This is a genomic window from Roseimaritima sediminicola (assembly GCF_009618275.1).
Taxonomy (GTDB): domain Bacteria; phylum Planctomycetota; class Planctomycetia; order Pirellulales; family Pirellulaceae; genus Roseimaritima; species Roseimaritima sediminicola.
The window spans coordinates 1-15,379 of the sequence record NZ_WIAD01000038.1; the positions used below are offsets into that span (position 1 = coordinate 1).

The 15,379-nt window shown below is 62.7% G+C and carries 10 protein-coding genes; 5 read left to right on the top strand and 5 right to left on the bottom strand.

Going from position 1 to position 15,379, the window contains the following annotated elements; genetic code table 11:
• Positions 1 to 24: 24 nt before the first annotated feature.
• From GE027_RS16495 to GE027_RS16505, 3 genes are all read right to left on the bottom strand, one after another.
• On the bottom strand, positions 25 to 1,149 hold the full coding sequence (locus GE027_RS16495; protein ID WP_202617442.1) for an aldose epimerase family protein: 1,125 nt from the start codon (positions 1,147 to 1,149) through the stop codon (positions 25 to 27).
• Positions 1,150 to 1,263: 114 nt separating this feature from the next.
• Positions 1,264 to 2,937, bottom strand: coding sequence for a solute:sodium symporter family transporter (locus GE027_RS16500; RefSeq protein WP_153558318.1), 1,674 nt, complete (start codon positions 2,935 to 2,937; stop codon positions 1,264 to 1,266).
• Positions 2,938 to 3,188: 251 nt separating this feature from the next.
• Positions 3,189 to 4,226 (bottom strand): galactitol-1-phosphate 5-dehydrogenase, encoded by a 1,038-nt coding sequence (locus GE027_RS16505; RefSeq protein ID WP_153558319.1) that lies wholly within the window; start codon positions 4,224 to 4,226, stop codon positions 3,189 to 3,191.
• Between the two features lie 310 nt (positions 4,227 to 4,536).
• Here GE027_RS16505 and GE027_RS16510 point away from each other — a divergent pair, with 310 nt between their 5' ends.
• Entirely contained in the window at positions 4,537 to 5,310 is a 774-nt protein-coding gene (locus tag GE027_RS16510) for a VIT1/CCC1 transporter family protein (RefSeq protein WP_153558320.1), read from the top strand.
• Positions 5,311 to 5,333: 23 nt separating this feature from the next.
• On the opposite strand, the gene GE027_RS16515 is transcribed toward GE027_RS16510, so the two are convergent.
• Positions 5,334 to 5,789: a rhodanese-like domain-containing protein gene (locus tag GE027_RS16515; RefSeq protein ID WP_162006771.1), complete on the bottom strand. Its 456-nt coding sequence runs from the start codon at positions 5,787 to 5,789 to the stop codon at positions 5,334 to 5,336.
• A 609-nt stretch (positions 5,790 to 6,398) separates the two neighbouring features.
• Positions 6,399 to 8,315 carry a sulfatase-like hydrolase/transferase gene (locus GE027_RS16520; protein ID WP_153558322.1) on the bottom strand — a complete coding sequence of 639 codons (1,917 nt, stop codon included), beginning with the start codon at positions 8,313 to 8,315 and terminating at the stop codon, positions 6,399 to 6,401.
• Between the two features lie 226 nt (positions 8,316 to 8,541).
• Between GE027_RS16520 and GE027_RS16525 the strand changes: the two genes are divergently transcribed.
• The 4 genes from GE027_RS16525 to GE027_RS16540 all read left to right on the top strand — a co-directional run bounded on the left by GE027_RS16525 (position 8,542) and on the right by GE027_RS16540 (position 15,326).
• A complete protein-coding gene (locus GE027_RS16525; protein ID WP_153558323.1) occupies positions 8,542 to 9,054 on the top strand; it encodes a DUF1569 domain-containing protein in 513 nt (170 codons plus the stop codon).
• A 49-nt stretch (positions 9,055 to 9,103) separates the two neighbouring features.
• Complete coding sequence (locus GE027_RS16530) at positions 9,104 to 10,027, top strand: hypothetical protein (RefSeq protein WP_153558324.1); 924 nt, start codon at positions 9,104 to 9,106, stop codon at positions 10,025 to 10,027.
• 182 nt (positions 10,028 to 10,209) lie between these two features.
• Positions 10,210 to 12,054, top strand: a complete 1,845-nt coding sequence (locus GE027_RS16535; RefSeq protein WP_153558325.1) for a hypothetical protein — start codon at positions 10,210 to 10,212, stop codon at positions 12,052 to 12,054.
• 176 nt (positions 12,055 to 12,230) lie between these two features.
• Positions 12,231 to 15,326 carry a PSD1 and planctomycete cytochrome C domain-containing protein gene (locus GE027_RS16540; RefSeq protein ID WP_237607591.1) on the top strand — a complete coding sequence of 1,032 codons (3,096 nt, stop codon included), beginning with the start codon at positions 12,231 to 12,233 and terminating at the stop codon, positions 15,324 to 15,326.
• Positions 15,327 to 15,379 lie beyond the last annotated feature (53 nt).

The window sequence follows — 15,379 nt, forward strand, 5'->3', positions numbered from 1 at the left end:
TTCACAGGCTGGAAGCCTATGCCACTAATTTGCGCTGAACTTGAACACGGTCTGTGACTGAAACGTTTGATCGGGGCGGAGGATCGTCGACGGGAAATCCGGTTGGTTGGGGCTGTCGGGGAAATGTTGCGTCTCCAGACAAAAACCACCGCGGTGCACGTAGGGCTTGCCCGATTTGCCCACCAAGCGACCGTCCAGAAAATTGCCGGCGTAGAACTGGACGCCCGGTTCGGTCGTGTGGATTTCCAGCACACGCCCCGATTCGGGTTCATGCACTCGCGCGGCCAGCGTCAGGCCTTCCGCTGACTCGCTGCGGTTCAGCACCCAGTTGTGGTCGTAGCCCAAACCTCGCTTCAGTTGCTCGTTGCTCTGTCCGATGTCGCGGCCGATCGGTTTGGCGGTGGTGAAGTCGAACGGCGTGCCGGCCACCGGAGCCAATTCGCCGGTCGGAATCAAGCCTTCATCGACCGGCGTGTAGCGGTCGGCGTTCAGCATCAATTCGTGATCTAGGATCGTGCCCTGCCCTTCTCCCTTGAGGTTGAAGTAGGTGTGCTGGGTCACGTTGATCGGAGTCGCCTTGTCGGTGGTGGCGTGGTAGTCGACCTTTAGAGTGTTGTCGTCGCCGAGGGTGTAGCGGACCTGTACGCGCAGATTGCCGGGGTACCCTTCCTCGCCGTCTTGGGCCAGGTAGGACAGCGTCAGCGAGCCGCCGCTGGAGCCGCTTTCGTACGCTTCAACGCTCCACACCACCTTGTCGAACCCGATCGCTCCGCCATGCAGATGGTTTTCGCCATTGTTCTTCAGCAGCGAGTAGGTCTGGCCGTCCAGGGTGAACTGGCCGCCGGCGATACGGTTGCCATAGCGACCGACGACCGCGCCGAAATAGGGCTTGTCGACGGCGTTGATGTATTTTTCCAGACGGTCATAGCCCAGAGCGACGTCAGACCGATTGCCGTCGCGGTCCGGGACGACGAGCGACGTGATGATCGCCCCGTAGTTGGTGACGCGGACCGTCATTCCCTGCTGGTTCTTCAGCGTGTACAGCTTGATCGAATCGAAATCTTCGACCTGAGCCGATACAGACGAGTTGAGGACCAGTGACAGCAGCAGCGTGCTGGGCACAAGCAACCAGGCGAACAGACCCTTCATACGGATTCTCCGGTAGGTGTCAGGCATTCGGGTGAGGTTTTCAGCATAGGGGACTCGCGCCGCGGCGGGGACAGCGTCGTGGCAAAGACCGTCGCAAAACGGGCCGAGCCGGGGTCATGACCAGGGCAGCGAGCCGGCGAAGAAGACGAAGATCGAAATCGCAAAAGCGGCCAGCAATCCGCCGACCAGCGGAGCCGCTTTCCAGGGCGTCAGGTCGACCGCTTGAACGTCTCGCTGGGTGTAGGGCTCTTGGCGACGCAGGCCGGCCGCACCAAGGGCCAGTTGCAACACGATCAGGACGACGAACACCGCGCCCATGTAGTGGAAGCCCGAACCGAACGTCGATTGTAGCCAACCCTCTGGGCCGCCACCGAAGAAGGTGCCGAGGATCATCAGCCCCAAGCCGATCAACAGCGTAATCAACGCCGCCCGACCATCGACGTAGCGATTGAACATGCCCACCATGATGATCGCCAGCAGCGGAATAAAGTACACACCATTGAGCGTCTGGAAGAAATCGAAGACGCCTTCGCGACCATAGAAGATCAAGGGCGCGACGATGATCGCCAGCACGCCGATCACCAGACTGCACAGTTGGCCCGAGCGGACCGTTTGATGATCCGATGCCGCGGGATGCAGGTATTTTTTAAAGACATCCAGCGAGAACAGCGTGGCTGCGGAGTTCAGCACCGAGTTGAACGTCGACAGGATCGAGCCCACGACCACGGCGGCGAAAAAGCCCAACAGCCACTCCGGCAACACCCGTGCGACCAACGCCCCATACGCTCGGCTGGAAACCCAGTTGCCCTCTTCGTCCTGGCCCACGCTCTCGATCATCTGCGGGTCTTCGGCTCCCATCACCAGGTAGGCCGCCGTGATGCCGGGCAGGACCAGGATCAGCGGCGCCAGGATTTTGAAGAAGGCCGCCATCAGTACGCCCTTCTGGCCCTCGGCCAGATTCTTGGCCCCGAAGGTGCGCTGGATGATCTGTTGGTTGGTGCACCAGTAAAAGAAGTTCAACAGCAGGACGCCGGTAAACAGCGTCGGCCAATGCGTGTCCTCATTGGCGGCGCCCAGCGAACGAAAGGCGTCCGGATCGGCCGCGTCGATTTTTTCAAACGCCGCGGCGAATCCGCCTTCCTCACCGGCGATCAACGACAGCGAAAAATATGTGATCATCAGGCCGCCGATCAGCAGTCCCGCACCGTTGAAGGTGTCGGACACGGCGATCGCTCGCAGCCCGCCGAAGATTGCGTAGGCACCGCCCAATCCGGCCACCGCCACGATCACCAACCAGATCGTTTGCAGCTCGGTCAAGCCGAGTCGGGCGTCCAGCCTCAGCATGCCGTTCAATCCGTTCGCGCCCAGAAACAACACGAACGGCAACAGGATCAACATGTAGGCGATAATGAAAATCATCGCTGTGGTGGCTCGCACCGTCGGTCCGTAGCGTTCTTCCAAGAACTGGGGGATCGTCGCGATGCCCGACTTCAGGTAACGCGGCAGAAACACCAACGCCAGGATGACCAGTGAGATGCCCGCGATCACTTCCCAGCACATCGCCGACAGGCCGTCGTTGAACGAGCCGCCGTTGAGCCCCACCAGTTGCTCGGTCGAGAGATTCGTGAGCAGCAACGACCCGGCGATGAACACGCCGGTCAGACTGCGGCCGGCAAGGAAGTAACCTTCGTCGGTATCCAGTTTGGTCCGGCGCGTCAGCAGCCACGTCAGCACGGCCACCAAGGCGGTAAAGAAGACAAAGGAACCAATCGTAATCAGAGCATTCATAAGCACTCTAGTGGCAAAGGCTTCCAGCCAGTGAACAGTGGCATAGGCTTCCAGCCTGTGAACAGTGGCATAGGCTTCCAGCCTGTGAACAGTGGCATAGGCTTCCAGCCTGTGAAAAAAAACTACCGGTTCATCCAACTTTGATCTTAAGGTAGCCGATCTCGCCAGAGTTAGGATCGAAGCGGCGAATTGGTCCAAAGTCTAGCGACTTCAGCTACGGCCAGACTCGAAGGTCAAAGGTTGGCGGAGCACTATCGCGTCGGATCCAAGATCACCTTCATCGCTCCGGGTTCACCGCCGTACAGTCGCCGGAACCAGCTCGGTCCTTCGTCCAGCGAAGCGGTGGCGGTAATCATATCGTCGACGCGGATCGCTCCGCTGGCCAGCAGTTCGATGCAGGCCGGGTACTCGCCGCTGGAGGCACAGGTGCCCAGCACCGACAATTCGCGGGTGACGATCGCCTGCAGCGGCATCTCGACGTTCGGGGCCAGGTTGCCGACCAGCGTCACTGTGCCGCCTTTGCGAACGCTGTCGATGGCGGTTTGGATCGTAGCCGACGCACCGACGACTTCCAGAGCCACGTCGGCGCCGCGTCCGTCGGTATGTTTTTTAACTTCGGCCGCCACGTCCACTTCGTCGGCCTTCAGCACCACGTCCGCACCCAGTTCGCGTGCTTTCTCCAGCCGACCGGCATCCAGGTCCACGGCGATCACGCGGGCGCAGCCGGCCAAGCGGATGGCTTGGATCGCCAGCAGCCCGATCATGCCGCTGCCCACGACCACGGCCGTATCGCCGAGGGTGACCGGAGTGCGGTTGGCGGCGTGGACCGCGACCGATACCGCTTCGATCATCGCCGCGTGTTCGAAGGGCAACTCCGGCGGCAGGCGGTAGCAGATGTGCTGCGGCACCGAAACGTATTCGGCGAACGCTCCGTGACGACGGTATTCGCCACAGGAAACGCCCAGCACCATGCGGTTGTCGCACAGATTAATTTGTCCGCGGCGGCAGAAGAAGCATTCGCCGCAGGAGACGGTCGAGTCGAACGTGACGTGATCGCCGGCCTCGAGGTCCGACACTTCGCTGCCGACTTCGGCGACCACCCCGGCCGCTTCGTGCCCCATCACCAGGGGCGGAATGCGGCGTCCGCTGCTGCCGTCGTAACCGTGGATGTCACTGCCGCAGATCCCACAGGCGCGAACTTGGACCAGCACATCGCGGGAACCGATTTCGGGCTTGTCGACCTCGGTGACGTCCAGCTGTTTGTACTGCGACAGCATCAACGCTTTCATAGAAAACTTCCTGCTTGGGGCGGGAGCATTAACGGCCCACCAGCGGCCGATTCGGCGGGTTTGAAGGTGTTAATGTACCCGCTGAGCGAGCGATCACAATCCACTGGTGGCGTGTAGCCGAAGTCGCTGGACTGGGAAGAGGTAGGGAGAATCGCCTGTAGGCTACACTCCCAGGCCCGGTGTTCAACGCTCCAGCGTTTCTCCACTACGCGAAGTTCCGCTACGGTGGCGAGCGGCGGCGCGGTAGATTGGCAGCCGGCTGCCGTCGTGGGCGGCCACTAAGATCCTCACCGCCTCGGAAGCTTCGTGTATGAATGTGTCCGATCACGCTGGTCGCCGGGAACGCTTGGTGGCGGAACATTCGGCCGGACGGATCCGGCGGCGGCTGCGCGATGGCCAGCGGCCGGATTATTTGCCCGATTTTGTGTATGGGGCGATCGATGGCACGGTCACTACCTTTGCCGTCGTCTCGGGCGTCGCGGGGGCGGAACTGTCCTCGGGGATCGTGATCGTGCTGGGCCTGGCCAACCTGGTTGGCGATGGCTTTAGTATGGCCGCCAGTAACTTCCTGGGCACTCGCGTCGAACAACAGCTGTTCGATCGAGCTCGGGCTCGCGAAGTCGAAGAGATCGAGCTGTACCCCGAAGGGGAACGCGAGGAGATCCGCCAGATCTTCGCCGCCAAAGGTTTTGAAGGACAGGATCTGGAACGGGCCGTCGAAATCATCACCGCCGACAGGGACCGCTGGGTCGATGTGATGATGACCGACGAGATCGGGCTGAGCCTCGTTCGGCGGTCACCGTGGAAAGCCGCTCTGGCCACCATGGTGGCCTTCCTGCTCGTCGGCTTTCTGCCGCTGTTGAGCTTTGTTGTGGCCGCGGTCTCGCCCGAATGGATCGAGCATCCGTATCGGCTCAGCTGTTGGTTGACCGGCGGCGCATTCGTAATGGTCGGGGCGGTAAAGGCCCGGTTTGTAGAGCAGAGTTGGGTCCGCTCGGCTCTGGAGACGCTGGCGTTGGGAGCCGCCGCCGCTTCGTTGGCCTATCTGGTCGGAGCAGCCCTGGCGGGGTTGGTTGATGGTTGACGTCCAAACTCTGGCGAGTTCAGCTACGAAGGGCGTTTGTAGCCGTCGGGGACCGAGAAGAAACGGGTGTGGGTGTGGAGCTGATTTGTGGGTTCGCCTTCGGGAGTGACCAGGGGATGCCCTTCGCTGCACCAGGCCAGGATGCCGCCTCGGTAATTGGCGACCGAGTGGCCCTCGGCGGTTCGCGTTTGCGCCCACAGGAGGCTTCGCCCGCCGACGGTACAGTAAGCCACCACCAGAGCTTCGGTTGTCGACGCATCCTCTGCGGTAAACTCGGCCGCGGGGATCGCCCCGGGGATCCGCGAGACCGCGATTTCTGCCGGCGTGCGAACGTCCACCAGAAGCACCGATTCGGGGGCTTCGCGAAGTCGCTGCGATAGCTCGTCCGTCGTGATCGTGCGGACCTTTTCGCGGCCCAGCCATGGTGCGACCGCCTGCATCGCGTCGACGAATCGTTCGGAGAGGCGACGGAGGGACATGATTTTTGGTTTTTGGTTTTTGGTTTTTGGTTGATGATGGGGAGGTCGCTGAAGTCGCCAAACTTTGGGGAGGTGGGGCGCGTGACGTTGGGCGATGCGGTGGGGATGGCGGCCCTGCCTGGTCTGAGAGATCGAGCCTCTCGGCGGGAGCGTGATGGTAGGAAGTTTGATTGCAAATTGCAAAATGAACATTGCGAATGGGGGCATTGGCTCAATGCCACTTCCTTTGTAGCGGAACGGCGCGAGCCGTCCGGTTTTGCGGTGCGAATCTTCACACACCGGGCGGCTTGCGCCGCTCCGCTAACGCTTCAATCGCAAGCGATGATGAAAGTAGATGGCATTGGGCATTGGCTGGGGACTGGAGGCTGTCGGTGAGGCTCCGATCGTAGGCCCCCTCACCCCCCCGAACGCCTGGCTCGCTTGGGCTCGCCAGGCGTTCGGGGGAGAGGGGAGAAAACGATCTTGAATCTAACTGGGGCGGCTGAAGCCTGGACTCCAGCGCCTGGACGCTGGCGCGTTCGGATGCGGGCGATGACAAGGGCCCGTGACGGCGGTCCTCACAGGCTGGAAGCCTATGCCACTGGTCGTCCAAACTCTGGCGTTTTTCCGCTACGGGGAGAGCTGCTTGTTCAGGTACCTGAAACGACGTTGGTTTTCGTTCTTTTTGCCTTGGGCCCAGGGGGCGCCGGCGAACTCGCTGAAATCGAATTCGTAGCGGTGCTGGCTGTCGTGTAGGAGGGCCGCGGAATTCAGAATCCACAGCGCCGTCGTCTCGTCCTGGACCTGTCGCAGCACGTCGGTGAAGACGTCTTGCGGTTTCGCTTGACTGGTCAGCGCCAGGAACTCGGCGGCGCGGATGCGGACCAGAGCGTGCGGGTCCTCGGCCGCCAATCGCTGAGCCGTCGCGTAGAACGGGGCGGCTGGCCGGCCGAAGCTGCTGCACACGATCAGGGCCCAGTAGCGGCGCAGCGGGTCGTCGGCATCGAGTGCCTCGCCCAACTGGTCACGCGCGTCGTCGAAGGAGGCCAGCTGCAAGTCGGCCAGGTCCACCAAACCGGCGATCCGCTCCTGGTTCGCTTGGCCGTACTGCACCGGGTGCTCGCTGCCCTCGGCCAGAAAGACCGGCTCGGGGATGAAGCTCAGGTCGGGCATCGAACGGACCCGTCGCTGGAGCATCGCACGCAGCTCGGCGAGCGTCTCGGCGTGCTCGGGATCGTCCGCCAAGTTGTGCACTTCGTCGGGATCGTTTTGCAGATCGAACAGCGCCTCGGCGGGCCGCGGCCGGAAGAACTGGGATTGGGCTTCGTTCAGTTGGCCTTTGCGATACAGCTCGCGCCACTGCTGATAGGCCAGCATGCGGTACCGGTACTCGTTGAACAGTCCGTCGATATTAAATGGCTGGTAACTGCGGACGTAAACAAAGCGGCCTTTGCGGAGCGTCCGCACCAGGTCGCCCTTTTCGTCGAAGCGGTCCGCGTACCCAAAAGCGACGTCGCGACGATTCAGCTGTTCCAGCGAGACGCCCGGCCCCAGGAAGGGTTCGCCATCGAGACGCTCGGGAATCGGCAGGCCGGCCAGGTTCAGCGCGGTGGCCGAGAGGTCGACAAATTCGACGAAGCCATCGATGCGGCTGCCGGCCGGCGCCGGTGCCAGGTGTTGCCACCGCTCGGGGATGTGCACCACCATCGGCACCTGCAGACCGCTGTTGTAGGCGTAGCCCTTGCCGCGAGGCAGCACGCCGCCGTGGTCGCCGTAATAAAAGATGATCGTGTCGTCGAGCAAACCGTCCTGCTGCAATTGATCGAGAAAAACGCCGATCTGTTGATCCAGTTTGCGGTGATGGTCCAGGTAACGGGCGTAGGTGTAACGGAACAGGTCCGTGTCCGGATGGTAGGCAAAGGGCTGGACCGAGGCCTGATCGGTTTCGGTGGGCCGGTCGAGATCGCCGGCGGGAAAGTGCAGGCCGCCTTCGTGGGTGGTGCCAAAGTTTTGCACGTGAAAGAAGGGTTGGCCCGGTTGGCGGTCGCGATACGTGGCCTGGCGAGACGACTTGTCCCACACCCCGTCACGCTCGGCGGGGTGAAAGTTGTAATCCTCCTTGGAATTGTTCGTCGTGTGGTAACCGGCCTGTCGCAAGTAGTACGGAAACATTCGCAGGTCGTCGGGCATCGGCACCGTCTGTTGCTTGCGGTGGTACTGGGCGCCGATCCGCGGGGCGTAGCAGCCCGAGATGATGGTGCTGCGGGCGGTCGAGCAGACCGGGGCGTTGGAGAAGGCGTGGTTGAAGACCAAACCGTCGGCGGCCAGGCGTTCGATGTTAGGCATCGGTGCGCCCTGCGGATCGTACAGCCGCAGCCAACGGGCGGAATTATCCTCGCTGACCAACCACACGATGTTGGGGCGTTCTGTCTCGCCGCGATCCGCGGCTCCGGCCGGTTGGACCGTCAACAGGCCGCCGCCGAGCACCCAGAAGAAAAGCAACGCGAGGAATTGTTTCGGAAAGGCCGCGGCGCGAAAGCAAAGCATGAAAGCGACTCGGTGGAGGGAGGGACGCGACCGGCCCAGAACCATCCCACGCCGTCGCCGCCTTCATTCTAGTCAGCAGTTTCCGCCGGGGTGAACGGGTTTCACAGCCCCCGGCCGCCGGGTAACCGTTCTGCTGGGCAGCGAGACGCTTGCCATCGCGACCGATTCGCGGGATCATACGGAAGTGGACGATTCGCTACGCTACGGTGCAGGAAAACGCCTTGCCATGGTTCGTAAACGCGCCCTCGATTTCCGTTCCGGTGATGCGGTGATCGCCGAGATCGAGCAGTTGAGAACGGATGGATATGTGAAGACCAAGCGTTGGAATTTGACGCAGATCTGCGAGCATCTGGACGCCACGATGCGCGGCGGCATGGAGGGATTTGGTTTTCGAGCCCCGCGGTTGCTGCGAGCCACCGTGCTGAAATGGTCGCTGCACCACATGTTGAAGACGCGGCGGATGCGCAGCGTACCGACCCTGCCGCGGTTGAAACCCCGACCGGCGTCGGCGGTGGCCGACGACGACGACGTGGTGATCGACCACTGTATCGCCACGATCCGCCGGGCCGCTGCGTTTGCCGGCCCGATCGAGGACTACCCGTTTCTGGATGATCTGGACGTCGAGGATTGGCGCCAATTCATGTGGTTGCACGCCGCCCATCACCTGGCCTTCCTGATCCCCATGGCCGCCGTTCACAGCGACACCGAGAAGATCGCCCTTGCCAGCCCCAGCCCCTGAGCCGTCCCCGTGCGAACCCGAGTGCGAACTCGCTCGTGAGGCCGAGCCGGTGCGCGCTTCGGTGCCGCTGCTGTGCCTTCGGCTAGCCGCGGCAATGTGTTTTGCCGGCTGGGCCTGGGTGCATTATTACTGGGACAGTCCGCTGGGCGGGCTGCTGTGGCAGGACGGCACGTATCGCTTGGCGGCCTGGCTGGGCGTCGACTGGGAGGCGTTCGTCGGTTCGGGAGCCAACGACGGGCTGATCCAGCGGTGGCTGCCGCGGCTGGCGTGGCTGTTCCTGGCTGGGGCGGTGTTGGCCGTGACCGCGCGGCGACCAGGCTCGGCTTCGCCCGCACAAACTTCGCTCGCCCAAACTTCGCCCGCCCAAACTTCGCCCGCCCAGGCTTCGAAGACCCGGCGGTGGATTGCGCGAGGGCAGATGGCCGGATTGTTGCTCGGCTGTGGGCTGCTGGTGCTCCTCAGCTATGCCAAGTACGTCGCGGCCCAGCGCCAGACGCCGATGTTTGTCGAGCACGGCGGGCAGATGCTGAGTCCGGCCGTGTTGGTGCTGGCGATCTGGCTGGGGCCGCGTCACCGGGCGACCGTGTCGCTAGCCATCGCGGCGGTCGTGATGACGTTCGCCGGTCACGGGGTGTATGCACTGGGCGTGTGGCCGACGCCCGGCAGTTTCTTTGCGATGACGTCGGTGATTTTGGAGGTGGAGTACCCGACGGCGAAGCTGATGTTGCGTGCGGCCGGGGGGGTGGATTTGGCGGTCTGCGCGGGCCTGTTGCTGCCCTACGTCCGCGTGGTTGCCGCCGGGTATGCAGCGCTGTGGGGATTGTTGACGGCGCTAGCGCGGCCGGTGGCCGGAATGTCGTGGGAGCTGAATTATTGGGGGGCCGACCAGTACGTTCACGAAGCCGTCCTGCGAGCTCCGCACTACCTGCTGCCGCTGTATTTGATGCTGTTGTGGTGCCGCCCGCGTAGCTGAAGTCGCCAGCTCGTAGCTGAAGTCGCCAGCTACGGCGAGTTCGGCTATGAGGGTACGATTGGTGTGCCGGGAGGTGAATTCCTGGGGGCGGTGGTTAGAATGGGGGCCTCGGCTGTGTTGCTCCCTGTCCGACCTTCGTTCGGTGCAACCTCCTCTTTGATTTGGAAATGGAAAACGCTCGCATGAATATCTGTCGCAGCCTGCTTGTTTGCTGCTTGATCGGCCTGGTGTCCGCGCCTTCGTTGTTTGCCCAGCAGAATAAAAATCGCCGACCGCGGCGAGCCAATCTGACCATCCCCGAAGTGGCTCCGGCGGACGTGATCTGTTTCGCCCTGTACACGGTCCACGACAACACGTTGAAGTTGACCGCCCAGCTGTATCCGCTCGGTGACGATGCCGAGCGCACGTTGCGGCTGGAGGTGAACAAGGACGGCCGGTGGCGACAGGTGGCCACGGCCAAGGTGATCGAAGCGGGCTGGACGGCACCGTTTCGGGTGGAGAACTGGGACGATACCCAGACCGTCTCCTACCGCGTGCGGCATGGCCAGCAGGCCAGCTACGAAGGCACGATCCGCAATAATCCGGTCGACAAGGACGAAATCGTCGTGGCGGCCTTTACGGGCAATTCCATTCAACCGGCCCACGGCGGCGATATCTCGCGACAGGATTTGCTCGACAACGTTCGCCGCGTCGACGCCGACGTGTTGTTTTTCTCGGGCGACCAGGTCTACGACCACCACCGTCACTACGCTGCGTGGCTGAAATTTGGAAGGGACTTTGGCGACATCATCAAAGATCGTCCGACCGTGTGTTTGCCCGACGACCACGACGCCGGCCAACCGAATCTGTGGGGCGAAAGCGGCAAGATCTCCACCTTGCCCGGTGCCGCCGACGGAGGCTATTCCCAGCCCGGTGTGTATGTCCAGGAAGTCGAACGGGCTCAGACCAGTCACCTGCCCGACCCGGCCGACCCCCACAAGATCGGCCAGGGCATCGGCGTTTACTACACGAACCTAAACTGGGGCGGCGTGGACTTTGCGATTCTCGAAGACCGCAAGTTCAAGACCGGCCCGGCCGGCCGAGTGCCCAAGCAGGGGCCCCGTCCGGACCACATCCGCAACCCCGACTACGACCCGGCCAGCGTCGATGTCGAAGGGGCGGTGCTGTTGGGACAGCGGCAGTTGAACTTCATCGACCGCTGGGCCCAGGACTGGCGGCAAGCCAAGATGAAGGTTGCCCTTTCGCAAACCATCTTTTGTGGCGGGGCTCACATCCACGGCAGCGCCAACGGCCGTCTGCATGCCGACATGGACTCCAACGGTTGGCCCCAGTCGGGACGTAACCGAGCTCTGGAATCACTCCGCAAGGCGTTTGCGTTTCACTGTGCCGGTGACCAGCACTTGGCGACGATCTTTCATCACGGCATCGACGAGCACCGCGATGCGATCTGGTCGTTCTGTGTGCCCTCGATCGCCAACCTGTATCTGCGTTGGTGGGAGCCGCTCGAACCCGGTGCCAACCGCGAACCGGGGGCTCCGCAGTACACCGGCGACCACCTCGATGGATTCGCCAACAAGGTCACCAACTACGCCGCGGCCAATCCCGACAAACAACCCGCCGGCAACATTCTGAACACGCGAGCGGCCGGTTTCGGAATCGTGCGGCTGAACACCGCGACCCGCGAAATCACCATGGAATGTTGGCCTCGCAACGTCGACGTGACCGACCCGGCGGCCGAGCAGTATCCGGGCTGGCCGCGGACGATCAGCCAGTTTGATAATTACCGGCCGCCGTCCTGGGGGACGCTGGGCGAGTTGCAGTTCGACGTGGATTCGCCGGTGGTACAACTGGTCGAGGCCGACAGCGATGAGGTCCTGTACACGGTGCGAGTCGCGGGTAAACGGTTCTCGCCGCCGGCGCCCGAGGGCAGGACGTTTCGGGTCAAGGCCGGCGTCGAAACGCCCCAACGTGTCATCCTGAAGGACGCGAGGGTGGGCGGTGACCCCCAGGCGGTTTCGCTGCAGTGAGCACCGGTGCGGGCGTTTCTTTCCGCCGTCTGGGCGTTTGCAGCGGTTGTCCTGTGAGCCGTGGTTCCACCCAAACGGCTGATAGAATTCGCCGGACCGGCCATGTTATGGTAGGCTAGATGCCCCACCTTAGGCCGCCGCTGGCCCCGTTGCTGTTCGCTTTCCCAAAATTCGCAATGACCGACCCGCGACCGTTGCTCTATGTCGTCTTGACGGCGCTCTGGATGGTTTCTCCCGCGTTGGCTGAGCCGCCCGCGGCGGCAGATTCCGAACCGCCCGCTGCCTCGCCCGAACAGCTCGAATTCTTTGAGAAGCAAGTACGGCCGCTGTTGGTCGAGCACTGTTATTCCTGTCACAGTGCGGGAGCGGATCGCATCGAGGGCAGCTTGTTACTGGACAGCCGTGAGGCCCATTTGCGGGGTGGTGATTCGGGCGAGGCGATTGTTCCCGGCGATCCGGACGGCAGCCTGTTGATGGAGGCCCTGCGGTACGAGTCCTACGAGATGCCGCCCAAGGGGCAATTGGCCGACGAATCGATCGCCGTGTTCGAACGCTGGATCGAGATGGGAGCGCCGTGGCCCGAGGAGCCGGCTGCGGCCGAGGCGGCTCCGCTGGAAACCTTCGACCTCGCACAGCGGCGGGACGAGTTTTGGGTCTGGCAACCCATCACCAATCCGCAGCCTCCCAAAGTGCAGGACACCACTTGGCCGCAAACCGACGCCGATCGATTCGTGCTGGCACGCTTGGAAGAGGCGGGCCTGACGCCGGCCAGCGATGCCGATCGCACGGCGCTACTGCGCCGCGTGACGTTTGATCTGATCGGATTGCCGCCCACGCCGGAAGAGGTCAACGCGTTCTTGGCAGACGAGCGTGATGACGCCCTGGAACGCGTCGTCGATCGCTTGCTGGACTCGCCACACTTTGGCGAACGTTGGGCACGGCACTGGCTGGACCTGGTCCGGTATGCGGAGTCGCGGGGACACGAATTCGATAACGACACCCCCAACGCCTTTCAGTACCGCGACTATGTGATCCGCGCGCTCAACGCGGATGTTCCCTACGACCAGTGGGTACGCGAACACATCGCCGGCGACCTATTGACCGAGCCTCGTTTGCATCCCGAACAAGGCTTCAACGAGTCGGTGCTGGGAACCGGGTTTTGGTTCTTGGGCGAATGGGTGCATTCGCCGGTCGATATCCGCAAGGACGAAGCGGACCGGTTCGACAACATGATCGACGTCATGACCAAAACCTTTCTGGGGGTCACGGTGGCCTGCGCTCGCTGTCACGATCACAAGTTCGACGCGATCAGCACCGCCGATTATTACTCTCTGTCCGGATTCCTGCAGAGCAGCGACTACCGCCAAGTCCGCTTCGATTCGATCGAGCAGAACCGCAAAGTCGCACAGCGGCTGGCCGAAATCGACACCCGGTTCCAAGCGCAAGTGCTGGACGAGCTGCGTGCCCGCGATATCGTGCCGCCCCGCGAAGCGGAGCCGCTGGACGACCCGCGGATTGTCGTCGACTACGGAAAAATTACGCCGGAGCAGTACCTGCAGGATGGCTTTATCTTTGGTCTGGCGCCACAGCGGCCGGGCAAGCCTTACTTGGTGGCCAGCGACGCCCGTTCTGTAGCGGGCGAAGACGAGTCTGGGGAAGACCAGTCCGCCGCCGAAGAAACGTCCGGACCGGTGCACATCGCTACCGTTGCGGCGGCCGTCAGCGATCCGGCGTGGTCGGGCCTGAAGTCTCAGACCCTCGGTCAGGTCCGAAACCAAAGCAAGCTTACCAAGTTGCCCAAGAGCGGCCGGACGCTCCGCACGCCGACGTTCGAATTGGTCGACGGCCGAGTCGATTGCCGGGTTGCAGGCAAGGGGCACGTGATCGCCTGCGTCGACTCGCATCGCTTGGTTGCCGGACCGCTGCACGGTCAGACCATCGTCCCGATCAAGGCCGACCAGCGTTGGGTGAGTATGAACCTGGCTCGCTACGTCGGACATCGTCTGCATCTGGAGTTTGTGCCGGCCGAAGATGCTCAGCTTTCGGTGCAACTCGTCACGCAGGGGATGGACGCGGACAGCCGGGCCGACCTGGATCGGCGTCTGGACGCCCGGCAAGAATGGTATGCCCAGTACGCCCGGGCCGCCGAGCGGTTTCTTAACGGCGGCGACGATGTGCATCCCTTGGTTGGCCAGTGGCGCGACCAGCGTCAGCAGGCCGCTGGCCAAATCGTCCGCGAGTCGCGTTTGGCGCCGGCCATGTTGGATGGCACGGGCGAAGACGATCACATCCTGATTCGCGGCAATGCTTCCAAACCCGGCGAGGTCGAGCCGCGGCATTTCCTGACCGCGATCTCCGGCAACCAGCCGATGGAGATTCCGCGAGGCAGCGGCCGGTACCAATTGGCCCAGGAAATCAATGATCCCAAGAATCCCTTGACCGCTCGCGTGATCGTCAACCGCCTGTGGCATCACCTGATGGGCCGCGGCATCGTGCCTACGACCGACGACTTTGGATTCTTGGGCCAGCGGCCGACGCATCCTCTGCTGCTGGATCATCTGGCGTGGCGTTTCCGAGAGGATGGCCAGAGCCTGAAGCGGATGATCAAGTACATCATCCTGTCTCGCACCTATCAGATGTCCAGCCAAGTCGATCCGGTGGCCAGGCAGCAAGATCCCAAGAACCTGCTGTGGCATCACCGGCCGCCGCAGCGGCTCGAGGGCGAAGTGATTCGCGACAGCCTGTTGGCGTTGTCCGGCCGGTTGGATCCCAAGTTGTTCGGGCCTCCGGTACCGATTCACCTGACATCGTTTATGACCGGACGCGGCCGGCCCGGAACCAGTGGACCGCTGGACGGCGACGGGCGACGATCGATTTATATTTCCGTACGGCGGAACTTCCTCTCCCCGTTCATGCTGACCTTCGACACGCCGGTACCCTTCAGTTCGATGGGCCGCCGCAATGTTTCCAATGTTCCAGCTCAGGCCCTGATCCTGTTAAATGATCCGTTGGTCGCCGAACTGGCCCAGGGCTGGGCCGAGCGGGCTCTGCAAACCGTTCCTGGTGACGGCCCCGAGGCCACCAGCGACCGGGTGCGGTGGATGTACCAGTCCGGGTTTGGGCGCCAGCCCAGCGATCGAGAGCTGGAGATCGCTACGGCGTTCTTGCAGCAACAGGCCGAAGCCAGCGGTGGTGCCGGCGAACGCGTCCAGTCTTGGGCCACCCTGGCTCACGTTCTAGTCAACACCAAGGAGTTCATTTTTCTGCGATGAATCCTCTAGCTCCCTATCCCTGCCAACGTTTGCAGTCCCGTCCCACCTCGCGA